20 protein-coding genes, 1 other RNA gene and 1 pseudogene are annotated in these 26184 nt (G+C 45.9%); 10 read left to right on the forward strand and 12 right to left on the reverse strand.

The window, feature by feature from the left end; genetic code table 11:
- Positions 1–121 precede the first annotated feature (121 nt).
- The 5 genes from guaB (at position 122) to ACHUFZ_RS09980 (ending at position 7735) form a co-directional block, all read left to right on the forward strand.
- Complete coding sequence (gene guaB / locus ACHUFZ_RS09960; RefSeq protein ID WP_394127054.1) at positions 122–1585, forward strand: IMP dehydrogenase; 1464 nt, start codon at positions 122–124, stop codon at positions 1583–1585.
- A gap of 114 nt (positions 1586–1699) precedes the next feature.
- A complete protein-coding gene (guaA, locus tag ACHUFZ_RS09965) occupies positions 1700–3253 on the forward strand; it encodes a glutamine-hydrolyzing GMP synthase (RefSeq protein ID WP_394127055.1) in 1554 nt (517 codons plus the stop codon).
- A 154-nt stretch (positions 3254–3407) separates the two neighbouring features.
- A complete protein-coding gene (locus tag ACHUFZ_RS09970; RefSeq protein ID WP_394127056.1) occupies positions 3408–4934 on the forward strand; it encodes a Na+/H+ antiporter NhaC family protein in 1527 nt (508 codons plus the stop codon).
- Positions 4935–5146: 212 nt separating this feature from the next.
- The gene (locus ACHUFZ_RS09975; RefSeq protein WP_394127057.1) at positions 5147–6850 is read left to right on the forward strand and encodes a glycoside hydrolase family 19 protein; all 1704 of its coding nucleotides are present in this window, start codon (positions 5147–5149) and stop codon (positions 6848–6850) included.
- A gap of 291 nt (positions 6851–7141) precedes the next feature.
- Positions 7142–7735 carry an acetate uptake transporter gene (locus ACHUFZ_RS09980; RefSeq protein WP_053440589.1) on the forward strand — a complete coding sequence of 198 codons (594 nt, stop codon included), beginning with the start codon at positions 7142–7144 and terminating at the stop codon, positions 7733–7735.
- A 130-nt stretch (positions 7736–7865) separates the two neighbouring features.
- On the opposite strand, the gene ACHUFZ_RS09985 is transcribed toward ACHUFZ_RS09980, so the two are convergent.
- Both ACHUFZ_RS09985 and ACHUFZ_RS09990 read right to left on the reverse strand, forming a co-directional pair.
- A complete protein-coding gene (locus tag ACHUFZ_RS09985) occupies positions 7866–9404 on the reverse strand; it encodes an alanine/glycine:cation symporter family protein (RefSeq protein WP_394127058.1) in 1539 nt (512 codons plus the stop codon).
- Between the two features lie 292 nt (positions 9405–9696).
- The gene (locus ACHUFZ_RS09990; RefSeq protein WP_394127059.1) at positions 9697–10947 is read right to left on the reverse strand and encodes a D-amino acid dehydrogenase; all 1251 of its coding nucleotides are present in this window, start codon (positions 10945–10947) and stop codon (positions 9697–9699) included.
- A gap of 104 nt (positions 10948–11051) precedes the next feature.
- Between ACHUFZ_RS09990 and ACHUFZ_RS09995 the strand changes: the two genes are divergently transcribed.
- Together ACHUFZ_RS09995 and ACHUFZ_RS10000 are read left to right on the forward strand one after the other, a co-directional pair.
- The gene (locus ACHUFZ_RS09995) at positions 11052–11939 is read left to right on the forward strand and encodes a LysR substrate-binding domain-containing protein (RefSeq protein WP_394127060.1); all 888 of its coding nucleotides are present in this window, start codon (positions 11052–11054) and stop codon (positions 11937–11939) included.
- Positions 11940–12038: 99 nt separating this feature from the next.
- Positions 12039–13016 carry an ion channel gene (locus tag ACHUFZ_RS10000; protein ID WP_394127061.1) on the forward strand — a complete coding sequence of 326 codons (978 nt, stop codon included), beginning with the start codon at positions 12039–12041 and terminating at the stop codon, positions 13014–13016.
- Between the two features lie 15 nt (positions 13017–13031).
- On the opposite strand, the gene ACHUFZ_RS10005 is transcribed toward ACHUFZ_RS10000, so the two are convergent.
- The 4 genes from ACHUFZ_RS10005 to ACHUFZ_RS10020 all read right to left on the reverse strand — a co-directional run bounded on the left by ACHUFZ_RS10005 (position 13032) and on the right by ACHUFZ_RS10020 (position 16830).
- Positions 13032–13568 (reverse strand): hypothetical protein, encoded by a 537-nt coding sequence (locus ACHUFZ_RS10005; protein ID WP_394127062.1) that lies wholly within the window; start codon positions 13566–13568, stop codon positions 13032–13034.
- A gap of 155 nt (positions 13569–13723) precedes the next feature.
- Positions 13724–14449 (reverse strand): DUF3581 domain-containing protein, encoded by a 726-nt coding sequence (locus tag ACHUFZ_RS10010; RefSeq protein ID WP_394127063.1) that lies wholly within the window; start codon positions 14447–14449, stop codon positions 13724–13726.
- 77 nt (positions 14450–14526) lie between these two features.
- Positions 14527–15801 (reverse strand): hemolysin family protein, encoded by a 1275-nt coding sequence (locus ACHUFZ_RS10015; RefSeq protein ID WP_394127064.1) that lies wholly within the window; start codon positions 15799–15801, stop codon positions 14527–14529.
- Positions 15802–15939: 138 nt separating this feature from the next.
- Positions 15940–16830: a LysR family transcriptional regulator gene (locus tag ACHUFZ_RS10020; RefSeq protein WP_394127065.1), complete on the reverse strand. Its 891-nt coding sequence runs from the start codon at positions 16828–16830 to the stop codon at positions 15940–15942.
- Positions 16831–16940: 110 nt separating this feature from the next.
- Between ACHUFZ_RS10020 and ACHUFZ_RS10025 the strand changes: the two genes are divergently transcribed.
- Positions 16941–17801 carry an MBL fold metallo-hydrolase gene (locus ACHUFZ_RS10025; protein ID WP_394127066.1) on the forward strand — a complete coding sequence of 287 codons (861 nt, stop codon included), beginning with the start codon at positions 16941–16943 and terminating at the stop codon, positions 17799–17801.
- A 66-nt stretch (positions 17802–17867) separates the two neighbouring features.
- On the opposite strand, the gene ACHUFZ_RS10030 is transcribed toward ACHUFZ_RS10025, so the two are convergent.
- From ACHUFZ_RS10030 to ACHUFZ_RS10040, 3 genes are all read right to left on the reverse strand, one after another.
- The gene (locus tag ACHUFZ_RS10030) at positions 17868–19184 is read right to left on the reverse strand and encodes an MBL fold metallo-hydrolase RNA specificity domain-containing protein (RefSeq protein ID WP_394127067.1); all 1317 of its coding nucleotides are present in this window, start codon (positions 19182–19184) and stop codon (positions 17868–17870) included.
- 149 nt (positions 19185–19333) lie between these two features.
- Positions 19334–20086 (reverse strand): 1-acylglycerol-3-phosphate O-acyltransferase, encoded by a 753-nt coding sequence (locus ACHUFZ_RS10035; RefSeq protein WP_394127068.1) that lies wholly within the window; start codon positions 20084–20086, stop codon positions 19334–19336.
- 255 nt (positions 20087–20341) lie between these two features.
- Positions 20342–21301 (reverse strand): L-threonylcarbamoyladenylate synthase, encoded by a 960-nt coding sequence (locus tag ACHUFZ_RS10040; protein ID WP_394127069.1) that lies wholly within the window; start codon positions 21299–21301, stop codon positions 20342–20344.
- A gap of 215 nt (positions 21302–21516) precedes the next feature.
- Here ACHUFZ_RS10040 and lhgO point away from each other — a divergent pair, with 215 nt between their 5' ends.
- The gene (gene lhgO / locus ACHUFZ_RS10045) at positions 21517–22734 is read left to right on the forward strand and encodes an L-2-hydroxyglutarate oxidase (RefSeq protein ID WP_394127070.1); all 1218 of its coding nucleotides are present in this window, start codon (positions 21517–21519) and stop codon (positions 22732–22734) included.
- Here lhgO and ACHUFZ_RS10050 read toward each other — a convergent pair.
- On the reverse strand, positions 22729–23145 hold the full coding sequence (locus ACHUFZ_RS10050) for a VOC family protein (protein WP_394127071.1): 417 nt from the start codon (positions 23143–23145) through the stop codon (positions 22729–22731). The genes lhgO and ACHUFZ_RS10050 overlap by 6 nt on opposite strands.
- A 68-nt stretch (positions 23146–23213) precedes the next feature.
- Between ACHUFZ_RS10050 and ACHUFZ_RS10055 the strand changes: the two genes are divergently transcribed.
- Positions 23214–24026, forward strand: coding sequence for a M15 family metallopeptidase (locus ACHUFZ_RS10055; protein ID WP_394127072.1), 813 nt, complete (start codon positions 23214–23216; stop codon positions 24024–24026).
- Between the two features lie 66 nt (positions 24027–24092).
- Here ACHUFZ_RS10055 and dgt read toward each other — a convergent pair.
- Both dgt and ssrA read right to left on the reverse strand, forming a co-directional pair.
- Positions 24093–25568: pseudogene (dgt, locus tag ACHUFZ_RS10060) on the reverse strand (dGTPase).
- 188 nt (positions 25569–25756) lie between these two features.
- Positions 25757–26123, reverse strand: a transfer-messenger RNA (tmRNA) gene (ssrA, locus tag ACHUFZ_RS10065).
- Positions 26124–26184 lie beyond the last annotated feature (61 nt).

Here is a 26184-nt window from a genome sequence, read left to right on the forward strand (position 1 = left end):
TATAATCCGTCCGCAATATCTAATCCAAATGTAGTTAAGTTAGCAAAACTTACTGCCCTCATTATGCGAAACGATGAGACCGGATTGTTCTTTTTACTCCTCTAATTGTGAGATATTGCAAATGCTAAGAATTGCCAAAGAAGCGCTGACATTCGATGACGTACTACTTGTGCCAGCACACTCCACCGTTCTCCCAAACACAGCTGATCTTCGCACTCAGCTGACCAAGAACATCACCCTAAACATCCCAATGATTTCGGCGTCTATGGACACCGTAACTGAAGCTCGTCTAGCGATTGCGCTAGCGCAAGAGGGTGGCATTGGCTTTATTCACAAGAACATGTCTATTGAGCAGCAAGCTCAGATGGTTCACCAGGTTAAGATTTACGAAGCAGGTGTGGTTTCTCACCCTGTTACAGTAAGCCCTGATGCAACTATTGCTGATGTTGTTGCCCTAACAGAAAAGCATGGTTTTGCAGGTTTCCCAGTGGTAACGGATACTAACGAACTTGTTGGTATTATCACTGGCCGTGACGTTCGCTTTGTAACAGACCTTTCTAAGAAAGTAGATGTTGTGATGACGCCTAAAGATCGTCTTGCAGCAGTGAAAGAAGGTGCAACTCGTGAAGAAGTTCAAGAGAAAATGCACAAAGCGCGCGTAGAGAAAGTACTGGTAGTGAACGATGAGTTCCAACTAACCGGTATGATTACCGCAAAAGATTTCCACAAAGCAGAACGTAAGCCTAACGCATGTAAAGATGCACAAGGTCGTCTACGCGTAGGTGCTGCAGTTGGCGCTGGCGCAGGTAACGAAGAGCGTGTTGCTGCTCTTGTTGAAGCGGGCGTTGACGTTCTACTTATCGACTCTTCACACGGTCACTCTGAAGGTGTTCTAAACCGTATCCGCGAAACTCGCGCAGCATACCCAGATCTAGATATCATCGGCGGTAACGTAGCGACAGGTGCTGGTGCTAAAGCATTGATCGACGCTGGCGTAAGCGCGGTTAAAGTAGGTATCGGCCCTGGTTCTATCTGTACAACTCGTATCGTAACAGGTGTAGGTGTTCCTCAAGTAACTGCCATTGCTGATGCTGCAGAAGTAGCAAACCAGCATGGTATTCCAGTTATCGCAGATGGCGGTATCCGTTTCTCAGGTGATATCTGTAAAGCTATCGTAGCAGGCGCATCATGTGTCATGGTTGGTTCTATGTTCGCGGGTACTGAAGAAGCACCAGGCGAAGTTATCCTATACAACGGCCGTTCATACAAAGCTTACCGCGGTATGGGTTCTCTTGGCGCTATGTCTCAAGGTTCTTCGGACCGTTACTTCCAGTCTGACAACGCTGCAGACAAGCTAGTACCAGAAGGCATCGAAGGTCGTATCGCATACAAAGGTCGCCTAAAAGAGATCGTTCACCAACAAATGGGTGGTCTACGTTCAAGCATGGGTCTAACAGGTTCTGCAACTGTTGAAGATATGCGTACTAAAGCTGAATTCGTACGTATCTCAGGTGCAGGAATGAAAGAGTCTCATGTCCATGACGTTCAAATTACCAAGGAAGCACCAAACTACCGTCTAGGTTAATCTCATAGAGAGTTATTTACCCAACGTAAACGTTTGCTTTTTTCCTTGAAGCATTAAGAAGAGGCGAGTACACTCGCCTCCGTTTTAATCACTTAGCTTATAAGACTGCTCAAAATGACTAAAAATATTCATGACCAACGTATTCTGATCTTGGACTTCGGTTCTCAGTACACTCAACTAGTAGCACGCCGCGTACGTGAAATCGGCGTTTACTGTGAACTTTGGAGCTGGGATGTTGAAGAAGCGGATATTCGTGAATTTAATCCAGATGGCATCATCCTATCTGGTGGCCCAGAAAGCGTAACGGAAGAAAACTCTCCACGTGCGCCTCAATATGTATTTGACTCAGGTGTTCCTGTACTAGGTGTATGTTACGGCATGCAAACTATGGCAGAGCAGCTAGGTGGTAAAGTAGCAGGTTCTACTGAACGTGAATTTGGCTACGCACAAGTAAAAGTTTCTGGTGAATCTGCACTGTTTAAAGATCTTGAAGCAACTCAAGACGTATGGATGAGCCACGGCGACAAAGTAGTAGAAATCCCAGCAGACTTCGTGAAAGTTGGCGAGACAGACACTTGTCCTTACGCTGCGATGGCGAACGAAGAGAAGAAATACTACGGCGTTCAGTTCCACCCAGAAGTAACACACACTAAAGGTGGCCTACAAATGCTAGAGAACTTTGTTCTTGGCGTATGTGGTTGTGAGCGTCTATGGACTTCAGAGTCAATCATCGAAGATGCGGTTGCTCGTATTAAAGAGCAAGTCGGTGACGACGAAGTTATCCTAGGCCTATCTGGTGGTGTTGATTCATCTGTTGTTGCTATGTTGGTTCACCGTGCAATCGGCGACAAGCTAACGTGTGTATTCGTTGATAACGGTCTTCTTCGTCTCAACGAAGGTCAGCAAGTAATGGATATGTTTGGCGACAAGTTCGGCCTAAACATCATTAAAGTCGAGGCTGAAGAACGTTTCCTAAACGCACTTGAAGGCAAATCTGATCCAGAAGAGAAGCGTAAGACTATCGGTCACGTATTCGTAGACGTATTTGATGAAGAGTCGAAGAAGCTGAAAAACGCAAAATGGCTAGCTCAAGGTACTATCTACCCAGACGTTATCGAATCTGCAGCCTCTAAGACAGGTAAAGCGCACGTAATCAAATCTCACCATAACGTTGGCGGTCTGCCAGACGATATGGAGATGGGCCTTGTTGAGCCACTACGTGAGCTGTTTAAAGATGAAGTACGTAAGATTGGTCTAGAGCTAGGTCTACCTTACAACATGCTTTACCGCCACCCATTCCCAGGTCCAGGTCTAGGTGTTCGCGTTCTTGGCGAAATCAAGAAAGAGTACTGTGATCTACTACGTCGTGCAGACGCAATTTTCATTGAAGAACTACACGCAGCCGATCTTTACAACAAAGTATCTCAAGCGTTCACGGTATTCCTACCAGTACGCTCTGTAGGTGTAATGGGCGATGGTCGTAAGTACGACTGGGTTGTTTCTCTGCGCGCTGTCGAAACTATCGATTTCATGACTGCGCATTGGGCACACCTACCGTACGATTTCCTAGGTAAGGTTTCTAACCGCATTATCAACGAAGTTGAAGGCATTTCACGAGTTGTTTACGACATCTCTGGTAAGCCACCAGCAACTATCGAGTGGGAATAATCTTCGCGATTAATCACCAATAGTAGAACCAGCCTTCGGGCTGGTTTTTTTATATCTACCATTTAGCAACGAATATGTAATAAAGAATATACAATGCGATAATTTGAATGTATATTCACTTTTAGTATCTAATTATGTTGCTTGGTATTTGCTGATGGAACAAGCTGAATTCACCTCTTTACTACCCATTCTGGTCACTTTAACCCTCGCACTAACGACTCGAAATGTTGTCATTGGCCTATTTTCCGGTGTCATGACTGGCGTCGCAATGCTCGAAAAAACCTTTATTGATAGCGGCCCGCTCGAATCATTCGGTGCGCTGATGAAAAGCTATTTACTTCCTCAGCTGACGGATAGTTACAATGCTGGGGTGATATTACTGCTGGTATTTATCGGCGGTTTCGTCGCTTTAATGGAAAAGTCGGGTGGGGGCGTAGCCTTTGCCGAACGTGTTACTACCTGGGTTAAGAGCAAATGTCAGTCACAGCTATTAGCTTGGTTCGGCGGCATTGTTATCTTCTTCTCAGACCTTGGCACACCACTTATCGTTGGCCCTGTTTTTCGTCCTCTGTTTGATAAGCTGAAACTTTCGCGTCAGAAGCTAGCGTTTATTATCGACTCAACTTCATCACCAGTTGCGATTCTTATCCCTTTTATTGGTTGGGGCGTTTACATCATGGGTCTGATTCAAAAAGAGTTCTCGCAACTTGATGTCGCGATGAGTGATTGGGATGCATTTATTGGTGCTATTCCATATCAGTTTTATGCATTTTTGGCGATTGCAATTGTGCCTATTATCTCGATTCTAAAATGCGATTTTGGACCAATGGCTCAGGCGGAAAGGAACGCTCAAAAAGGCAACACTGCCATTCATGATCAAGCCGATACCCATCAAGCATTCTCACATCACAATGCTAAAGCTTCGTTTGTGTGGGCGCCTTTGTTGGTCATGTTAGTGGTGCTATGCAGCATGTTGGTTCCGCAAAGTTTTCCATTTGAAAAAGTGGCGGGTTCTACTTTCCGCGCTGCGTTGTCGACGGCTTATCTATTTGCAGCAGCAACACTGGTTAGCTTGATGGCGGTTTATGGAGTGAGAAAAGTCACCGACAGTATTCAAGTCTATTTAAAAGGCATGTCGGGCATGATGTCGGTGGCGGTTATCCTCGTATTGGCTTGGGCGTTAAGCTCGGTTGGTAAAGAGTTAGGCGCTGCGGCTTACATTGCAGAGCAGGCTCAAGCAGGGTTCCCAGCTTGGTTGTTACCAGCGGTTGCGTTCTTATTGGCAGCGATCATTTCTTTTGCCACTGGCTCTTCATGGGGAACCTTCGCGATTATGATGCCGCTTGTGATTCCGACCAGTGTTGCGATTGATGCGCCAATGCTAGTGTGTATTGGTGCCGTGCTCTCTGGAGGCTTATTTGGCGACCACTGTTCACCGATCTCTGAAACCACTATTCTTTCTTCTACTGGTGCTGCGTGTAATCAATATGAGCACTTTAAAACTCAGTTGCCATATGCTTTGCTCAACGGAGCCATCGCTCTATCAAGCTTTGTTGTTGCGGGTGTGATTGAAACGCCAATTGTTTTGCTGTTTGCATTGGCGGGGCAGTTGTTTTTGTATCTTCTGATTAGCCGTACTCGCTTTGGTAGTGGGGGATCGTTAAAGCCACTAGAAAGCTAATCGTGTAAGCAAAAATTGGACAAGGTAAGGGTAGTGATTTCGCTGCCCTTATTTTTTGGAGGCACGCCTCATTTCGTACTTTCTGCTATGTTACTCCTTCTGTTGTAAGCTCAAATTGCGTCGCATCTTGACGTTACTTTAAGTTATTCATCGTGCTTATTTTTTCGGTATTTCCTAACCTTTTGTCAGCTGAAAACACAAGGAAATGTACCATGAAAAAGGTAAGCTTCTTAACCGCTGCACTTTCGTTAGCGGCCACGTCGTCCAGTTGGGCGACGATGAGCATCCAACCCGATCCACAAAATCCGACAGGGTACGTGATCGCTCGGTCTGATGTTCAGGCGGTAGAAAGTCAGAAAACTGCTGACCCTATGTATCAAATTTGGTCTCAAGCACTGCGTACTGCCCCAAATAGCGTTGTTGAGGCGATCGATTCTGGCCTTGCAACAAACCCTGAAAACGTCCAGCGAGCAGAGCGAGTATTTCCTCGTTCAGAGTGGGATTTTCTAACCGGCATGGCGGCGCCAGAGTACACCTACACACGTTTCTTAAGAGCGATTGGTAAATTCCCTGCGTTCTGTGCCGAATATACCGACGGCCGCGATTCTGATGCAATCTGTAAGCGTTCTATTGTCACTGCGTTTGCGCACTTTGCTCAAGAGACCGGTGGTCATATCGCGATAGATAATACCTCGGACAATCCACTTGGACTGGAAGAGTGGCAACAAGCGTTAGTGCATGTGCGTGAAATGGGCTGGTCAGAAGGGCAAGAAGGTTACACCACGGGCTGTGGCCAGAATGATTGGCAGAATAAAAAGTGGCCATGTGCGGCCGGACAAGGCTATTTTGGCCGTGGTGCAAAGCAGCTCTCTTACCACTTTAACTACGGTGCTTTCTCCGAAGTCATGTTCGATGGCGACGCGTCAGTCCTGCTTAATAACCCGGGTTTAGTTGCGGACTCATGGTTAAACCTTGCGTCAGCTATTTGGTTCTTCTTAACGCCACAAGCGCCTAAACCGGCCATGTTGCATGTGATCGACAAAACATGGTCACCGTCTCAGCGCGAAATCGATGCCGGCATTGGTTACGGCTTTGGTACCACAATCAATATTATCAACGGTGGTATCGAGTGTGGTGAGCAAAACAAAGATAAGGGTCAGCCAGTCAACCGTATTCGTTACTGGGAAGGGCTATCTTCGCACTATCAAATCCCACTTGATGCGGACGAGAAGAACACCTGTTGGCAGCAAACACCTTACGGTAGCTTAAACCTAAATGGCGCAACCGATGTGCTTTACACCAACTGGGATGGTAACTGGAAGTACTATGCTGACCGTCCAGGTGGTTACTCATTTGAGTGTGAGCTGGTGGGTTTCCAAACGGCTTACTCAGCTTTGGTTCCGGGTGATTACGAGAAGTGTGTGACCAACTTCTATGGTTCTCATTCAAGCTGGCCTGAAGTACGTATCGTCGATAAGCTTGATCCAGTCGACCCAGGTACAGGTCCGGGAACAGGCACAGATTGGGACGCAAATAAAGTCTATAACTCGGGTGACCAAGTGACATATAAAGGCGCGACTTATCAAGCGAAGTGGTGGACTCAAGGTGATGACCCTGCTCTTGGTGGGCCGTGGGAATTAGTTTCAGGTACGCCGACTGAACCAGCGCCTGAGCCTACTCCTGATCCAACACCAGATCCGACTCCGGGCCCAACTCCAACACCGGATCCTGAGCCAACGCCAGACCCAACGCCGGTTCCAGATAGCTTTATTCAGTGGGAGCCAGGGGTAACTCAGGCTGCAGATGGTGACAAAGTGACTTATAACGGTAAGTGCTTTATTGCCAAAAATGGTCCAGGAGTGTGGGAGTCGCCTGTTCAGTCGAACTGGTTCTGGGATGAAATCTCCTGTCAGTAAATACAGCAGCTAAGTCCGAGCTAATATCGGCGTAGCCCTGAAATAACTCATCTGCCGCTTAAGACATTCATCGTTCTTAAGCGGCTTTTTTGTTTCTGCCGTATGGTTTTTTGTGTCTGTAGAGCTGGGGCAAATGGTCGGTACATTCAGTGTCTGAATGATAAGTGACTCTTTATCGTTAACCATGCGATTTACGAAATCTTAGATTGCAAATCCTTGATCTATCTTTTTTCATTCACGTCACTAAAATCTGCGCGTAAATTTTATTAACTTTTTTTAAAGGTGCGCAAAATGTCAACAAAACTGGCAAACCCGGCTCCACTGGGCCTAATGGGTTTCGGTATGACGACCATCCTGCTAAACATCCACAACGCAGGCTTTTTCCCAATGGATTCTATGATTCTAGCAATGGGTATCTTTTATGGTGGTCTTAGCCAAGTACTTGTTGGCATGATGTGTTTCAAACGTGGTGATACGTTTGGTACTACAGCGTTCACTTCATACGGTCTATTTTGGCTAACACTGGTTGGTTTGATTGTGATGCCTTACATGGGTCTACCAGCAAGCCCAGCAAGCTTCATGGGTTGGTACCTTGCGCTATGGGGCATCTTCACAGGCTTTATGTTTGTTGGCTCTCTATGCTACCCAGTAGCGAAACAAGTGGTATTTGGTTCACTAACGATCCTATTCTTCCTACTTGCTGCACGTGACTTCACTGGTAGCCACCTGATTGGCACAATCGCTGGTCTAGAAGGTATCTTCTGTGGCGCGAGCGCAATCTACTTTGCGATGGCTCAAGTTCTTAACAACGAATACGGCCGTACAATCCTGCCAATCGGTGAGAAGAAGTCAGCTCAAGTTGAACTAGAGCAAGTTGCCGCTTAATTGAATTTAAAATTTAGTTGTCGAATCGCCTGAAGTACGACAACTGATATTGGGAACCTTAATACGAAAGGGGTTAGCATTTGCTAACCCCTTTTTCTTACCACTGCTTTTTATCTATAGCTCATCGCTATTAGGTTGAAGGTTGTCCAACCGGTTTAGAATCTAGTTCTGATTCTGGCTCTTTACCTGTCTTACGACGGTACTTCTCTTCCCAGTAGTCAGCGCCTTTGATACCAAGTTTCACTGGGTTAAACGTGTACTCTGTGACACCTTGTCTTTGCTGCTCTTCGTAATCATGCAGCGCTTTTAGTGCTGGCTTAGACATGAAGAAGATAATCAAGATGCCGACGATGTTTAGCCACGCCATTAGGCCTACACCCACATCACCCATTGCCCATGCAAGGTTTGCGGTCTTAACTGTACCGTAGAACACAACTGCGATTAATGCGACTTTTAGTAGGAACATTAGGCCGTTAACTTTGAAGGTACGACGAATATACGCAATATTTGTCTCTGCGATGTAGTAGTACGCAAGAATGGTAGTGAATGCGAAGAAGAACAGCGCAACAGCGATGAACGGCTTACCAATGCCCGGTAGCGCACTTTCGATAGCCATCTGAGTAAAGACTGGACCATTTGCTGCGATATCAGCCGCTACGTTCTGCACTAGGAAACCTTCAGCGCCATGAACGTTGTATGCACCAGTGATGATGATCATAAATGCGGTTGCTGAACATACTAGTAGCGTATCAATGTAGATAGAGAATGACTGTACCAGACCTTGCTGCGCTGGGTGATCAACACTTGCTGCTGCCGCTGCGTGTGGACCTGTACCTTGACCTGCTTCGTTAGAGTAAACACCACGTTTAACACCCCAACCAATTGCAGCACCAACACCCGCCATCGGCGTGAATGCATCGCCAACGATCATTGCGAATACACGTGGTACTTCACCGATGTTTAGTAGGATGATGATGAACGCTGTTACGATGTACGCTAGCGCCATGAAAGGAACCACAATCTGCGTGAAGTTTGCGATACGCTTAACGCCACCAAAGATGATGAACGCTAGAATCACAGCAATGATAGTACCTGTTAGGATCTTAGCGAAGCTGAATGTACCGATTGCAGTCTCGATCATTGCGCCAGAACCGAATGCGGCTTCTACTGCGTTACCGATACTGTTTGACTGAACGCCCGGTAGTAAGAAACCACAAGCAAAGATAGTCGCGATAGCAAAGATCCACGCGTACCATTTTTGTCCCATTGCTTTTTCAATGTAGTAAGCAGGACCACCACGGAATTCGCCGTTATCTTCTTCTTTGTAAATCTGCGCCAACGTTGACTCTGCGTATGCCGTCGCTGCGCCGAAGAAGGCTACTACCCACATCCAGAATACCGCACCTGGGCCACCGAAGCCGATCGCCGCAGCAACACCTGCGATGTTACCTGTACCTACACGCCCAGATAGCGATACCGCTAATGCTTGGAACGATGAGATACCCTTTGATGAGCTTTTCCCTGATAGAAGTAGACGCCACATTTCAGTGAAGTGACGAATCTGAACAAATCGTGTCATGACTGAGTAGAAAAGACCTGCGCCCAAGCAAAGATAAATCAATATCGGGCTCCAGATGATTCCATTCAAAAAATCAACAATTGACTGCATAAGAAGTTTCCCTGTTTGTTTTGTAATGGTTGTTTTCTGAGCAGGATATTACCCTGCTTGTAATTTAATTGTTAATTTATTTGTCTTTTGATGTTATCGGGCGTGATCTAAAACACAAAGTGCTAAAAAATTGTTAAAAAACTAGAGTAAGAGTTCTTAAAGGCGAGAGTTGACTGAGTATCTGATGTATTGAGTGCCATTTGTGGTGTTTTATATTCATAAAAACCACAAATGACGTATTTGTATATATTTTGTTTATGAGAGGTATATGAGTGAATTGTATCGTGAGTGGCTATTGATAGCGTTCGACACTCAGCTCAGAAAATGACTTATGACCTTGAGTAGCAATGATCTCGGTCAGAATGTTGGCTGAACCACAAGCCATGGTCCAACCGAGCGTGCCATGCCCCGTATTGGTATACAGATTAGAAAACGATGTTTTGCCAATGATAGGTGTACCATCTGGCGTCATTGGGCGAAAACCACTCCAGTAGTCAGCTTGGCTGAAATCGACGCCCTTAGGGAAGAGCTGGCGGACGACATGATTGAGCGTCGCCAACCTTTTATCTGGCAAACTCGGATCAAACCCCGCGAGCTCGGCAGTCCCTGCGACCCGAATACGCTGATCAAATCGAGTCACTGCGACCTTATACGTTTCGTCCATAATCGTGGAGTGAGGGGCATGGGCCTCGTCAACAACCGGCAGAGTTAACGAGTAGCCTTTGACCGGATAAACGGGAATATCGATACCAAGAGGCTGCAGAAGGTGCTTAGAGTAGCTTCCCAGAGCCATGACATAACTATCGGCTTCAATGATGCCTTGTGATGTTTTAACGCCACAAATACGTTTATTGTCGGTGAGTAACTGCTCAATCTCGGTATTAAACATAAATTGCACGCCCGCTTGCTCAGCCATGCTTTGCAGTTGTTGGCAAAATAGATAGCAATCCCCCGTTTCGTCATCGGGCAAATAGAGTCCGCCGACAAGGTTGCCTTCCATGTTTGATAATCCTGGCTCTTGAGTTAAGCATTCTTCGGGGGACATTAATTGATAGCGAGTCGCGCTTTCTTCTAGCAGAGCGATATCTTTCTTGATCGCCGTAAGCTGAGCCTGCTTGCGAAATATTTGCAGCGTACCTTGGGTCTTACCCTGATAGTTCAATTGATGTTTTTGATTTAACTCCGCTAAACACTCTCGACTGCGATTAGCGATGGTCAGCATTCTTGCCTTATTGATTCTGTATTTATCAAGCTGGCAATTGCCTAGCATTTTTGTTGCCCAACTGATTAACTCTGGGCTGAGGTTAGGCTTAATTTTTAGCGGAGCATGCTGCTCAAAGAGCCATTTAATCGCTTTAGTTGGAATACCTGGTGCTGCCCATGGGGAAGAGTAGCCATAGGAGATTTGACCTGCATTGGCAAAGCTTGTCTCTTCAGCGGATCTGGCTTGTCTATCAATAACGGTTACGTCAAACCCCGCTTGAGATAAATACCATGCGCTGGTTAGCCCTACGACACCACTTCCTAAAACAACGACTTTCACGTTTGATTCTCACACAATTGAATTTTGCATAGCATCGGTAATTTACATTCGATTAACAATCGATAAGAATTGATGTTAGGTTTTAGTTTTTTTAAAGGCTCGCTATGAAATCAGCCATTCTACAAGGGGTGAACTTGGTCTGTATGGTTGCCCGTCACCAAAGTTTGACCAGTGCAGCGAAAGAGTTGAGCTTAACCGTTGGCGCGGTGAGCCAGCAACTGCAGCAGATAGAAGAGAAGCTTGGTTTTGCGGTGTTTGAGCGTCATGCTCGCGGCATACGATTGACCGAGCAGGGCAGTAAGCTAGTCGAATCAACCAGTCACCATTTAGCTGCGATTGAAGAAAATGTTTTCCAACTGACTCATGTGTCTGAGCGCAAGCAGATCCGATTAAAACTGACGCCATCTTTTGCTTTTAAATGGCTTGTTCCTCGTTTGGATAAATTCCACAAACTCTACCCTGATGTGCAAATACATACCTTTGCTGAAGGGGCGTTGGTTGATAGTGACAACCGCAACTTTGATATCGCGATTGACTATGGGCCGATACCTTACAAGCACCAAACGGCAGAGTTGCTGATGGCAGAGTCTTTGATACCGGTAATGAGCCCAAGCTATCAACAATCTCATCCAGTGCAATTAGACAACGACAGTTGGAGAGAGGTCGTGCTGCTACATGATGTGATGCCATGGGCCAGCGCGGCGAAAGATCATGAATGGCACTATTGGGCTAAGCAGCAACGGTTGAGTTTTGAGACTAACCAAGGCCATTTCTTTAATCGCACCGATATGGCGATGTCTGCGGCAGAGGCTGGGGTGGGTATTGCGCTTGCCCGTTCAGCGCTGCTGAGTAATGAGCTAAAAGAAGGGCGCTTAGTGGCCCCCTTTGCGGGCATCTCGGCCAATGCAGGCTACTTTGTTTTGACCCATACCGATAACCCCTATACGCGTTTATTTAAAAATTGGCTGAGAGAACAAGTTGTTATTGATTAATTTGTAAATATAAATGGCGCGCCCATATGCACCCACTACACTTAGTAGTGAGCTTGATTCTGCCTTAATTAAATCAAGCGAATGTAGGGGCAGCGCATTATGGAATCTCATCAAGGCCGATGCAGCTATCAAAACCCTGATGGCTGGAGCTGCGATCAACCTAGTGGTGAGTCAGGACTCTGTTACTGGCATGACCCAAAAGTCGATAAAAGCAATGATGATGTAAAAGACAAGGTTGAGCAATGGGCCGCAGCAGGTAAACCTTTAGACGGATTTCAGTTGGCAAGAACAAATCTAGAAGATCTCAATTTAGTTAACCGTGGCAGTAAAGAAGGTTATCTATGTCGAGATGTCGACTTCTACCGAGCAGATTTAACCGATGCTCACTTTTTTGGCTTAGATTTACGTGGCTCATCTTTAATGAAAGCCAAGTTAATTGGTGCGAACTTACATTGCGCCAAGTTGGATAATTGCAATTTGCTTGGCGCTTCGCTCTCTCGCGCTAAGTTAGAAAATATAGAGTGGGGAGGCGACCTCAAGCAAGAAAGAGCAGCGAGACGTGCGATTAGGGGCCATAAACGCAAAGAATCAGTGATGTATTGCCAAGAAGCGGAAGAGGTGTGTCGTAACATCCGCAAGCAATGTGAGAAGCAAGGCTTGTTTGAAATGGCGGGCGATTTCTTTAAGCGAGAAATGCGTTTTCGCCGTTATCAAATGCCGTTGTTTAGTGTCAAACGCGGGATCTCAAAGCTGGTGGATGTATTTTGTGGCTATGGCGAAGATCCGATTCGTGTGGTTGGTTTCTCCATTTTCCTAATTTTGGTTTGTGCACTGGCTTACTTCTTCTTAGACACCACGGGTGGGCACCCAGTTTATGAGGGAGTAAGTGGCTGGAAGTTTTATGCGTTGGAGTTTCTTAACTCGCTCTATTTTAGCGTTGTGACTTTTACTACCTTGGGCTACGGAGATATATCCCCGGTAGGGTTAGCGAGGTTTATCGCTGCCTGCGAAGCCTTCTTAGGCAGCTTTACCATGGCGCTGTTTGTGGTGGTGTTTGTTAAGAAAATGACCCGTTGAGTGCAGAGGAAATGGTTATTTAAAGCCGCTGGCTAACCAATCAGAGAGGATGATCTGATCGTCTTTATATTGGTTAGAAAAGTGCTCAATCAGTGCCGCAAGGTTCTGGCCATTATCACACATGGTTTGTGCGACTAAATCTTCCGAGACAACAATCGCGCCGCCTTGCGGGGAGGCGTGAGTCTCAATACTGACCGGAATAATAAACTTGCTCTCACTGGCTAAGTGATGTTGTTTTAGCTCATTTGCCTGTTGGTGCAGTGCAGCCAAGACCTCTGGCTGATAGTCACTCGCTTCGAAGCCAACCGCGACAACAAACACCAATCCACGATACAAAATAATCACCGAGCTCACTGATGTGGTGACTTGATTAGTAAACTCAAAAATAACATCACCAGCTAAGTGTGGCAGTTGCTCAAACTGCTGCTTGAGTAACTCAATGGTCGCTGGCCATTGGCTATCTTGCTCAGTTGGCAGATGCGTCAAAATGGATGAAGTGTCGGTTTGGGTAAACTGCAAGATAGGCGCAGCGTAGTGAGTGCTCGCGGTCATAGTAACTCGTTAGACGGTTGGAATAGTGCAGAGGCTAGCGGAGAAGAGGCAGTGGAGCTAGAGGTTACGCTAAATAGTTTGAACCAGTTGGCGCAGAGAGAAGGATTAGATAAGAAAAAGGTTACCAAATCAGCGATCTGGTAACCTAAATTTGATTATGCTGCGTTAGCAAATTCCGCTAAGAAAGCATCTTTGCGCGCGTTGAAGCGCTCAACAAGATCATCAACAGCCGCTTGGTCATATGGTTTCAGACCACTTGCGACCATTCGCTTTAAGCCTTTGCCGACGATCTCACCATTCTCTTTGAAATCGAAGTTTAGTGTTACCAGACCACGTTTACCTTCTACGTCGAAGGTAGCACCAGCAAACACGACTTCAGGGTGAGTTAAGTCTAAACGAGAGAACTCCACTTCCATGCTTTCGTAGATGACTAGTGGGCGCTGGCAGTTGATCATCATCTGCTGCTCTTCCATTAGCGGAACCATGATGTGTGGGAAGTTCATACCAGAGAACTGAACGTAGCTTGTTACTACGTGTTCAACGAACGCAGGGTTGTTGCTGACTTCGCCTTCACGCGACATGTGTAAGTACTCTTTCGCATTAGCATCGACTAACGCACTTTCTTTAGCACACTTATTTTCAACTGATAGAGATACGCTGTCGCTCACCATACCCGAGAAGTCAAAGCGCATTTTTTGGCTGATGCCTTCTTTGCTTAGTAGAACAGCAAAAAGTAGATCACCAGGCACACAGAAGCGTTTGCTGTCTTCATCGTGGATAGGGTTAAAGTCTCCCGCTACCTTTTTAGCAAAGTGACTTGCTTGTTGGCGAGTGAACTGGAACTGATTGTTATCTTGTGAAAAATAAGGTGTAAGAAACATACTTTTATTCATGTGGCTATAACTGCCGCGCAGTATACATGAAGCTATGCTATTAAATGGTCTATCCAGATGAATCACTAAAGAATTGATGAAACTTTAACCTGCAAGATTCGGCTCGATGTTACGGCCAAGACTTCAAATTGCCACTCATCACAGACAATCACTTCACCGCACTGCGGCACTTTGCCTGCTTTCCAAGTGATGTAACCATTTAGAGTTTGGAAGCCTTCACTCTCTTCACCTTCGATTGAAACAATATCTAGGCGGCGTTTAAGCTCATTAAGAGGGATTAATGCATCCATCCACCAACTGCCATCTTGATGCTGTCTTGCCCACACATGTTGCGGTGCTAGGCCTAGTTCACCCGCGACCGATGCCAAAATATCGTAGTGAGTAATAATACCTTGAATATCGCCATACTCATCGACAATAAACGCCATCTCACAGTTGTTTTTCTGCATCTGATTTAACAGTGGTAAGCCTTTCATTGATTCAGGGAAATAGCGCGGCTTTCTGACTAATTTGACAATCTTAGTGGTCGACAACTGTTCATATTGGTCGAGTAATACCTTAGATGAGATCGTGCCGATGATCTTATCCAAGCCGCCATGACAGACAGGCCAAACCGAGTGCTGCGTCTGACGAATACGTTTGAGGATTTGCTCAATCGGCTGCTCTACATCCAGAAAGTCCATATCGCAACGAGGCGTCATCAGTGATGTCACCAAACGGTCGTTAAGATAGAGGATGTTCTGGATCATCTGTTGTTCTTGCGGTTCTATCGCGCCTGACTCAGAGCCCTCGGTCATGACCGCAAAGATATCTTCTTCAGTGACTTGATCGTTATCATCACCATGCTGACGAAACAGCTTTAACAGCGCATCGGTTGAAGCACTCAGTAGCACCACAAACGGAGTGGTTAGGATCGCCAGCCAATGAATCGGGTAGGCAACAATCACTGCAATACGTTCTGCGTTACGTTGGGCAAAGCGCTTGGGTACCAGTTCACCGACCACAATAGCAAAGTAGGTGATGATCACCACTACACTCGCTGTTGAGACGATAGAGGCGAGATCAGCTTCGAAGCCTTGTTGGATTAGCCACTGCGCAAATGGGCCCGATAGCGTCGCTTCACCGAAAATACCACTAAGGATACCAATCGCGGTGATGCCGATTTGGATGGTAGATAAAAAGCGAGTTGGATTACTTTTTAATTCGAGAGCGAGTTGAGCGGAAGATTGAGTTTCAGCGAGCTTTTTGAGGCGGCTCGACTTGGCTGCGACAAGCGCAAGTTCTGACATGGCAAAAATGCCGTTTAGGGTGATAAGCCCCACCAGTATGAAAATGTCCATTAATTGTTCCAGTGATATACACCTTCTCAGCATAGCCATAGCTCAGGGGAAAAGATATCGATTATTTAACCACCAGACCTAATTGTTTTTAAGGTGACGATTAGCAAATGTTATCCAATCAACTGCGCCGAAATTGCCCTATTCATTAGCGGTGTGACCAAAGTAATCCAATAAGAAATCAATCAAGGCTCGAACTGGCATAGAGAGATGCTTACGTGACGGATAAAGCAGATACATTTGTAGCGACATCAATTGCCACTCTGGCAGTACCCAAACCAATTTGCCTTGCTTGAGCCATTCGTCGGCAAGGTAATCAGGCTGCATCGAAATACCCATATTGGCTAATGAGCCATGCAGTAATACGGTGGCTTCGTTGGCGGTAATATCGCAATTCACTTCGATATCTTGCCTTTCTCCGTTCTGAGTTAGCTGCCAGATGTGGCGCCCAAAGTTCTTATAGCCAAGGCATTGATGATGGGTTAAATCTTGCGGCGCTTTGATATCGCTGTTGGCCGATAAATACTCAGGTGAAGCAACCAATTTGGAGTAGCAGACAGAAAATGGTCGCCCAATCAAAGCAGGATTAGGATCGTTGGTGGTGCGAATTGCCAAATCAATTCGCTCTGCCACCATATCGACAGCTCTGTCTTGCGCATCGATATCTAACTTAACCGCAGGGTACTGCTGACGAAATTTCTCAAGCGCTGGCATCAACTGCGAAAAGCCAAAAGACATACTGACCGAGACCCGAACAAGGCCACTAATGGCATGCGTGGGCATCAAGCTCTCTTCCATTTTCTGCGCCTCATCGACCCATGACTGCAGCTTTGGCAATAACTGCTCCCCCGCGCTGGTTAATGACACCTTGCGTGTGGTGCGCTGCAGCAATCGCGAACCAAGCCAGCTTTCTGCTGCTTCAACGTATCGGGTCACCATAGGCCGAGACATATCGAGCCTGTCTGCGGTGGCGGTAAAGCTTTCAGTTTGCGCGACATCCAGCATCACTTTTGCTGCGGTTAACTTATCCATATCTGCTCGATTTAAGAAATAATGATGCAAAGAATAGGCTCTATTTCGAAACAAAACCAGTCGCTAACATGATTGCCACTGAACAAAACGACATCAAATCAGGAGCAATTATGAAAGCCCTTACTACTCTTAGCTTACTGCTAGCCGCGACATACTCATCAATGGCGAGTGCCGATTTAAACTTTGAAGTCTACAACGCAGACGACAACAGTTTTAATGTCACCTCGACCTTAGTGATTGGCGAAACGGAAACCTTATTGATTGATACAGGCTTTACCAAAGCGGATGCACTGCGTATTGCGGCAAAAGTTTTGGATGCAGGCAAACCGTTGAAGACCATTTTTATTAGCCAAGCTGATCCAGACTACTACTTTGGCGCAGAGCAACTGCTAGAAATCTTCCCTGAAGCCAATGTTGTCACTACGCCTGCGGTGCGTGAGGCGATTGCCAAAAAGCTCGAAAAGAAAGTGAGCTTTTGGGGACCGAAGATGGGCTTAAACGCGCCGACTAACCCGCAATTGCCAACCGCTATTGATGCTAAAGAGATCAAAGTAGACGGTGAAGTGGTCGAGATTCGTGGCCTAGATGGCGTGCTTGCTCATCGACCTTATCTGTGGGTTCCGAGTGAAAAAGCCATTTTAGGTAACGTTGGCATCGTCGAAGGTATGCATGTGTGGATGGCTGACACACAATCGAGCCAAGAAGTGGATGCTTGGATGGCGCAGCTACAAGAGATGCTCGCGCTTAAGCCGAAATTTGTCGTGCCGGGCCATATGACGGAACAAGGCAAGCTCGATGCCAGCACTATCCGTTATACCTATAAGTGGATTGAGCGTTTCGAGCAGGCAAAACAGAACAGTGCCAATAGCGCTGAGCTGATTGATTCGATGGTAAAGCACTACCCGAAATTGGGTTCCGATTTTAGTTTAGAGCTTGGCGCGCAAGTACATAAAAATGAGACGACTTGGTAATCACATCTAAGTCGATGAATGAGCTTGGTAAATCTGCCAAGCTCATTTACAAGCTAATTAATCTAGCTAAACAGTGTGATACCCCAACTGTTTAAGTGTGTTGGCGAAGGTGTCTTGAGTATTTGGCTCACCATGGATCAAATGCACCGCTTTTGGCTTAGGTTCAATACCCTGAACAAAGCGAAGTAAATCATCTTTGTCTGCATGGGCAGAGTAACCAGACATGGTATGAATCTGCGCATTCACTTCGACTTCTTGTTGATCAATCTCTACCGCCATTGCGCCAGACTGAATGACTCGTCCTAGTGTTCCTTCGGCTTGATAACCCGCTAACAAGACATCGGTACGTTCGTCAGGTAATAGCGCTTTCAGATAATCCATGATTCGGCCACCTTGGCACATGCCAGATGCGGCAACCACTATCGCCGCTTCCCTTGTGGATTGCAGCCGATTAACCAACCTTTGGTGTGTGCGGTAATCTTCTACCGTAATGCATTGCTCAAAAGCCAGCGGGTGGCGGTGCATTTTAAGGCGCTGCTTAGCTTCTTGTCCCCAAAGTTGTTTGAAACGTCGATAAGAGCGGGTCACGCGCTGCGCCATTGGTGAGTCCAAAATGATCGGAATTGAAATGTCGATTTGGTGATCATGAATCAGTTGTTCAATATCAAATAGCAGCTCTTGAGTTCGGCCGACGCTAAAGGCGGGGATTAAGATAGTGCCACCATCTTCCAGTGAGCGATCAATGATTGCCTTAAGTCGCTCAGAGCGAGTCGCAATATCATCATGTGGTTTGTCACCATAGGTGGTTTCAATCAGCAGGTAATCCGCTCGCTCAGGCGGTAATGGATCAGGTAATAGAGGCGTGTTACTCGGACCTAAATCGCCAGAAAAAAACACCACCTCTTGATTGGCTAATCGCACTTCAATATAGGCAGAACCGAGTATGTGCCCAGCAGGCTGGAAACGGATCGCCATTGAATCTGGTAATACGGGCTCTAGCTCAATCCACTGATTATATGGCTGCGGTTTAAGTAACTTACGGATCTTATTGAGTACCCGCTGCGCCTGTTTGGGTTTTAACCCAAGTTGAAGTTTTAAGCTGTCTTCGAGCATTAATGGAATAAGCTCAGCAGTGGCTTCACTGCAATAGATTGGCTGATTAAATCCGGTTGCGAGTAACCAAGGCAAACGCCCGATATGGTCAATATGCGCGTGGGTAATGATTAAGGCGTTTATATGTGAGGTAGTAAATTCAACCTCAAGTGGGCGAGCATCGGCACCTTGGAATAATCCACAGTCGATAAGAATCGCTTGCTGTTCATCTCTTAACTCATGGCAAGAGCCGGTGATGGTGTGCTTACCACCATGATGAATGATTTCCATGTAACCCCCTCGCAAAACTTCGCTACGACAGTGCCGACAAAGCTATTTTACGACAAGTCGCTGAACGAGAAATGCGAGGGCTTAGCAGTTTTCAAAGTAATTTATCGACTTCTCAGTAGGTTATCTGCGAGTGATTCGCTATTGCTTTCCTACTGAGGCGCTTGTGTTGGCTGCTTTTGCGCTTCAAGTTGCGCGACTTCTGCATCAAGCTCAGAAATCTTTTGTGCCATTAATTGATGACAATGATCGGCCAAGGCGCGCGCATCATTGATGGTATAGCCCGTGACATCAATTGGCTCAAGCATTTCAGTAATCACGACGCCATTGTTGCGGCGATTCAAGTTGATCTTATTGTGGGTGGTACTGACCACCATTGGCGTAATTGGCACGCCCGCTTCAATCGCCATACGAAAAGCGCCCGTCTTAAATGGCAATAGCCCACGCCCTTTACTGCGCGTTCCTTCAGGATAAGCCCAAACTGATAGATCTCGCTGGTGGATCGCTTCGGCGACTTGTTTAATCGTATCTCGCGCTTTGGACTTATCTTGGCGATCAATCAAGATGTTGCCCGTAACCCAATACAGTTGACCGAAAAACGGTACCCAAATCAGCTCTTTTTTACCCAATGAAACCGTGCGCGGTCGTAACATGCCCGGTGAGGTGACAAAGTCATAGACGCTCTGATGGTTAGAGATATACACGCTATTGTTTGGCGTCGGCGCATGCTCCAATCCACGCTGGATAAGTTCAATACCGACCAGTTTATGCAATTGATTAAACCAGCGACAAAAGAAGTAAACGTGCTTGGGATTTCTTGGGCTAAACAGGCAGTACAGCAAAGCAAATAGGGTGGTAAACACCACAAAGATCCCAGCCAAGATAAGACGAATAATAGTCAGCACAACACACTCCTCGATTAAACCTATCGGTGAATTTAGAGTCTTAGGTCTAGTTAACTAAATTGCAACATTTTTGGCGGGAGGTTTAGTTAGACGATGAAAAGGTGTGAAGTGGGATCGAAAAATAGCCAGATATTGTATTTAACTCATTCTTTTAAAAAGAAAAAAGGTGAACACTTGTTCGCTGAGTCAAAGCTAAGGGGGAGTTTGCTAGTGATGATAAAATAAAAAGCCCAGCATGAACTGGGCTTAGAATGATTACAGCTTAGATTGAGCTCGATTCAATCGGTCATGAACCGCAAACCACTCTTCGCTCACTGGTGGGCGCTCGACCCAAATTTCATCGCAGCCCCATTTATCGGCTTCATCAAGCGCGCGATAAAGGTCATGCGAGTACTGCGCGACATCTTGTGGCATTAGCTTAGATTTAAAGCCTAGTGACGCTTCAATTGCTGAATAGTGTAGACAAGCGATGTTATTGCCGTTTGCTGATTCAATATCGCTAAGGTCAACTAGGCGCACTTTAGTATTTGGCTGATAATGGCTAGTGACATTGCCCGGTACCGCCACCGAATGAGCTTTAGGCGCAAGTACTTTTTCAGCTAAGGTTTCAGATAGTTGTGTGGCGGTTACTGGGCCTGTGCGAAGAACTCGAAATGGCTTTTGAGTCAGGTCGATAATGGTCGACTCTAGGCCGTGAACACAATCGCCGCCATCAAGTACCGCAGCAATCTTGCCACCTAGCGAGTTCATCACATGCTCGGCGGACGTTGGGCTGAGCTTTTTGTATGGGTTTGCTGATGGGGCCGCTACTGCCATGCCTGAAGATAATAATGATGCAAAAACGTCGTGCGCTGGCATGCGAATACCAATCGTCTCTAAACCACCGGTTACCACTGGCGTTGCTTGCTCTGCTTTGTTGAGTAGTAACGTAACAGGGCCCGGCCAGTAAGCATTAGCGATAGTATAAGCTTCTTGAGGAATATCCGTTGCCCAGTCAGTCAATTGCTCCACACTGCCGATGTGAACGATAAGCGGGTGGTTTGCTGGGCGACCTTTGGCAGCAAAGATCTTTTTCACTGCTTCAGGGTTTGAAGCATCTGCAGCAAGGCCATAAACGGTCTCGGTCGGAATCGCAACAAGTTCGCCAGAAGCGAGAATCTCTTTGGCTTGTTCAATATCTTTACTATTGCTTGCTGAAAGGTGTTGCGTCTTCAATGTCTCTTCCTCAAAGAACCGATGGATAAAAATCTGAGCCGGCTATTTTAACCATGTTTCACAAAGTTTCGATGTTTAATTGAACATGAATTGTATCGATTGATAATATTTCGCTATATAACGACTACTTTCAACTGTTTAGCGGCTAAGAAAGTTTCTCTACGTGTGAAAGCTTGCTAACCAATGCGCTTAATTGAGCCAAAAGGGACAAGAGATTGAAACAGACTTACGATTACATTGTTGTTGGCGGCGGGATTGTTGGCGTGTCGACGGCTTGGCAGTTAAAGCAACGTCATCCAAATAGCTCGATTTTGCTGATTGAGAAAGAGCAGCACTTATCGTCTCATCAAACTGGGCATAACAGTGGCGTGATTCACGCGGGAGTATATTACGCCCCCGGCAGTTTAAAAGCTGAGTTTTGTAAAGCGGGCGTCATGGCAACCACCGAGTTTTGCCGCAAGCATTCAATAGCGGTTGAGAATTGCGGCAAGCTATTAGTCGCGACCACACCCCAAGAAGTCGAGCGCATGAATGCACTATTCAAACGCTGCCAAGACAACCAAATCGACGTTGAACTGATTGACCAGCAAGAGTTAAAGCGCAGGGAGCCGAACGTCACCGGACTCGGCGCGATTGCGGTCTCTGCGACCAGTATTGTCGACTATCGTAAAGTGACCCAAGCCATGGCGCAGGAGTTCCAACAAGCGGGTGGCGAGATACAGCTAAGTAGCGAAGTGATTGGTATTAGTGAGCATGCAGACCGCGTCGAAGTTAAGGTTCACAGCCAATCACAATCCACCATTTTAAGCGGACGCTTCTTAGTGTCATGTTCTGGGTTAATGGCTGATCGAATCACTAAAATGATGGGGCTTGAGACCGATTTTCAAATCATTCCTTATCGCGGTGAATACTTCCAACTGCCAGCTAAGCATAACCAAGTGGTCAAACACCTTATCTACCCAATTCCTGATCCAGACTTACCATTCTTAGGTGTCCATTTAACTCGCATGATTGATGGCAGTGTGACCGTTGGGCCAAATGCGGTGCAAGGCTTTAAGCGAGAAGGGTATGGGCGATTTAACTTTGACCTCAAAGACACCCTAGAGATGCTGAGTTTTACCGGTTTTTGGAAGGTCACCACCAAGCATTTTAGAACCGGGCTGGTGGAGTTTAAAAACTCGTGGTCGAAAGCGGGCTACCTCAAGCTGGTTAACAAATACTGCCCACAGATAAAGGTTGAAGATTTACAGCCGTACCCTGCAGGTATAAGGGCGCAAGCCGTGCTCAAAGATGGCAGCTTAGTGCATGACTTTTTGTTTGCTGAAAGCCCGCGCTCTTTGCATGTCTGTAATGCGCCCTCACCAGCGGCAACTTCTGCCATCCCGATTGGTGGTTATATTTGCGATAAGATTGCAGGGAAACAAAATCTATAGCTGCGGTTTTAGCTCAACCACATTACCTTCAGGATCTTCAATATAGATAGAGCGGCCAAAGCCTTGCGCGCCGTATCGCTCGATAAAGCCATTGGTCGCAATACTGTGTGACTCAAGGTAGTCACGCAGTTGTTGCTCATCAAATGCTGCTATTTGTAGGCAGAAATGATCAACGTTACGTCCGTTTTGTACGGGCGCTTTTCCACCCAGTTGTCCTAGCTTACTCTCTACTGTCACGATATCGATCAATGCGTTACCTGCTCTTAGCTGAGTTAGGCCAAGTTCGGGCAGCTCTCTTTCTATTGGGCAAGCAAGAATGTCTTGATAAAAGGCGAGCATTTTCTGTAGCTTAGACGTTCTTAACACGATGTGGTCGATAGCCAGTATTTGGATAGGGCTTTGGCGCGTCATCGTTAGTATCCCATTGTATTTGATTAAATACAGTATAAGACCTGCTGCATGATGCAGAGGAAATAATAATGAAGACTATAACGCTAGGTGTATTACTCGCTCTTTTTAGTGCCAGCAGCTACGCAGGCAGTGTGCAGGTGTCTAAATGGCAATGTGACATGATGTATAAAACAGGTGTCTTGGCTCAAGGCGAGCCTGTTGGGTGCGATCGATTAATGAAGGTCGATTTCGACTACGTTAATTTCGCAGGTAAAACAGAGCAGGGCAGTATGATTGTTCTCGATGTGGTTGCCCCGTCAGTCGAGAGTATTTTTGCCGAGTTATATCAACGAAAATTCCCGCTCCACTCCGCACGATTAATGCGTGAGTTTAAAGGCGATGATAATGCCTCGATGGACGCCAACAACAGCAGCGCATTTAATGCTCGGGCGATAACGGGTGGTAGTAGTTGGTCTAAGCATGCTTATGGCGTCGCGATTGATATTAACCCAGTGCAAAACCCATTCTTAGAGTTTGGGGATAACGGCACTATTACCGTTAAGCCAACTCAATCTGCGACTCAGTATATCAACCGAACTCAGTTTCGTGCTCGCTCGGAGCTAAGCCGAACAGGTATGGCGGAAGAGGTAGTCGATCTATTTGCTCATCACGGCTTTCTGATTTGGGGCGGGGATTGGAACACACCTATCGATACCCAGCACTTCGAAGTTGGCTCAAGGAAGTTCGTCAATCAATTAGTCTCCAAACCTAAGCCAGAAGCGACAAAGCTGTTTAATAGTTATATCGATTCGTACCGAACGTGCTACCAGCAAAACAAAGCGCAAAGTACTGAGAAAGCCAGAGCCATGTGCGCTTATAAGACAATACGGCTCTTTGGTTAATCAATCTGTGAATAATGGTCGCAGGCTTAACGTGGACGTTAGTGCGACCATATAAGAGGCGTATGACTATAAACTATCAATAATGCTAAATGCACGGTATTCATCAAATGCGAACTGGTCTGTCATACCACTGAGATAATCTTGAATAAGGCGGACTCTAAAATAGAACTCCCAACTCTCGTTTGGTGATTCTAAAGGTAGTTTGGAAAGGTGTTTCGCTTCTAATGCCTTTTTATATGCTTGAATGTGTTTCTGTGGTAGCTTTTTAAACAACCTAGATTCATACAATGGTGCTTTCTTATTAGCTGTGAGGATTAAATCGAACTTTTCTTTATCTAATTCAAGTAGTGGCTTGTATGTATCAAGTAGCCCCTTAATTATTTGATAGCCCTGTAACTCGCGAGCCTCAACTTCTTTATGGCAAAAGGCGTACTTGGCAGCGACATTTTTTAAAGTTTTTAACAGTGCATGTAATTCGCTGTGATCTTCTAGTAATGCTCGATTAAACCGTCCACTATAGATATCTTCAATGTTTGCTATGAAAATGCGACTAGCATGAGGAACGAGTTGGCCACCGATGACTACGCGCATCATGACAAAAAACAAGGTGTCTGGGCTTCCCTTTGCTTTTTCTTCAGCCTCTTCAATAATAGAAGTCATCAAGTTCTCATGGCTATCGATACTTAGAGCTTTTTGGGCTGACGGGTATTCATCTATTAAAGCAGATTTTAGGGTTTCAATATCCAAGATACCTTTCTCTACGGCATCTTCTAAGTCGGCTAAACCATAAGATATGTCATCTGCGGCCTCCATTATGTAAGAAAAGGGAGAGCGGCAATGCGTATCAATCTCTAGTGCTTGGCATAGGTCAGTGATATAGGGTTGCTCACTCAAATAATACCCAACTTTTTTTCTTAGGTAGCTTAGAGGGGCTGAGTGAGATACAGGGGCGGCTTCATCACCTCTACGTGTATATTTTAATATTCCTGAGACTTGGCTATGTGTAAGGCAGAGATTGAGAATGGAATGAACAAGACGAATCGCTTGTGCATTCCCTTCAAAGCTAGATAAGTCTCTAAGCATTGATTCGTTTAAGTCTAATTCCAAGCTGGATAGAAGCTAAGGTAAGTTTTGTTCAAACCAATCATTAATAGCTTTTTCCCCAAAATGGCCGAACGGAGGGTTGCCGATATCATGCATCAAACAAGACATCTCGACTATAGATTCAATATGCCTTTCTATACCGTCTAACCCAAATTCGATTAGTTCCTCAGGGGTTAATAGTTCGTAGACTTTTTGAATTATGTATCTGCCGTTTTGTTGAACTTCTAATGAGTGTGTCAACCTACTTCTGACTGAAGCATTTCGCTCTAATGGGAACACTTGCGTTTTTTGTTGCAATCTCCTTATTGCAGCAGAATTAATTATCCGGCCTCTATCACTTTCAAAGTTATATAAGTAACACTCTTCAGAAGTACTCCATGAGCCTATGTAATGGTAGCTTCTTAGAAAACGGACTTTCTTTTTAAAATTAACTGACATGTATAGAACCTCACTGGAGTGTGTGAGGTTGAAGGTATTCGTCAGAGTTAATTTATTGAAGTGCTGTGTATTATATTTGAGAAATGGAGCGTAATTGGTTTGTAATAAAGAAAACTATCATTCAGATAAAAGAGACTTAGTATACAAAAAAGGCGCTAACTCAAAGAGTTAGCGCCTTTCCAAACGTTTGGTGGAGCTGGCGGGAGTTGAACCCGCGTCCAAAAACCATTCATCATTGGTACTACATGCTTAGTCGATCTTTAATTTCACCAGTGACCTGCGAACCGACACGCCAGCCAAAGGCTATCCTGAATTAAAATTCGCCGTTCATCTCTCAGGCGGGAGAATCCGGGCTAGCGCGTTTGGGTTTGATCCCTCGTTGGTCCCCGTCTTACGTGCGGAAGCTAGGGCGAGAGAGCTCTGAGCAGGTTATTAAGCTGCTAGTGCGTAGTTTTCGTCGTTTGCGACTATTTTTTTGCGGCTTTTTACGTGGCCAACCGCCCCACGGCATGCACCTCAGACTTCAAAATTCCTGTCGAATCCTAAATCAGCCCCGAAGTGTTACTCGCATAGTACCAGAAAAGTGCAACCTGTCTAGACTTGTGCGTTTAAGTGC

It is taken from the genome of Vibrio hepatarius (genome assembly GCF_043642085.1).
Classification (GTDB): Bacteria; Pseudomonadota; Gammaproteobacteria; order Enterobacterales; family Vibrionaceae; genus Vibrio; species Vibrio hepatarius_C.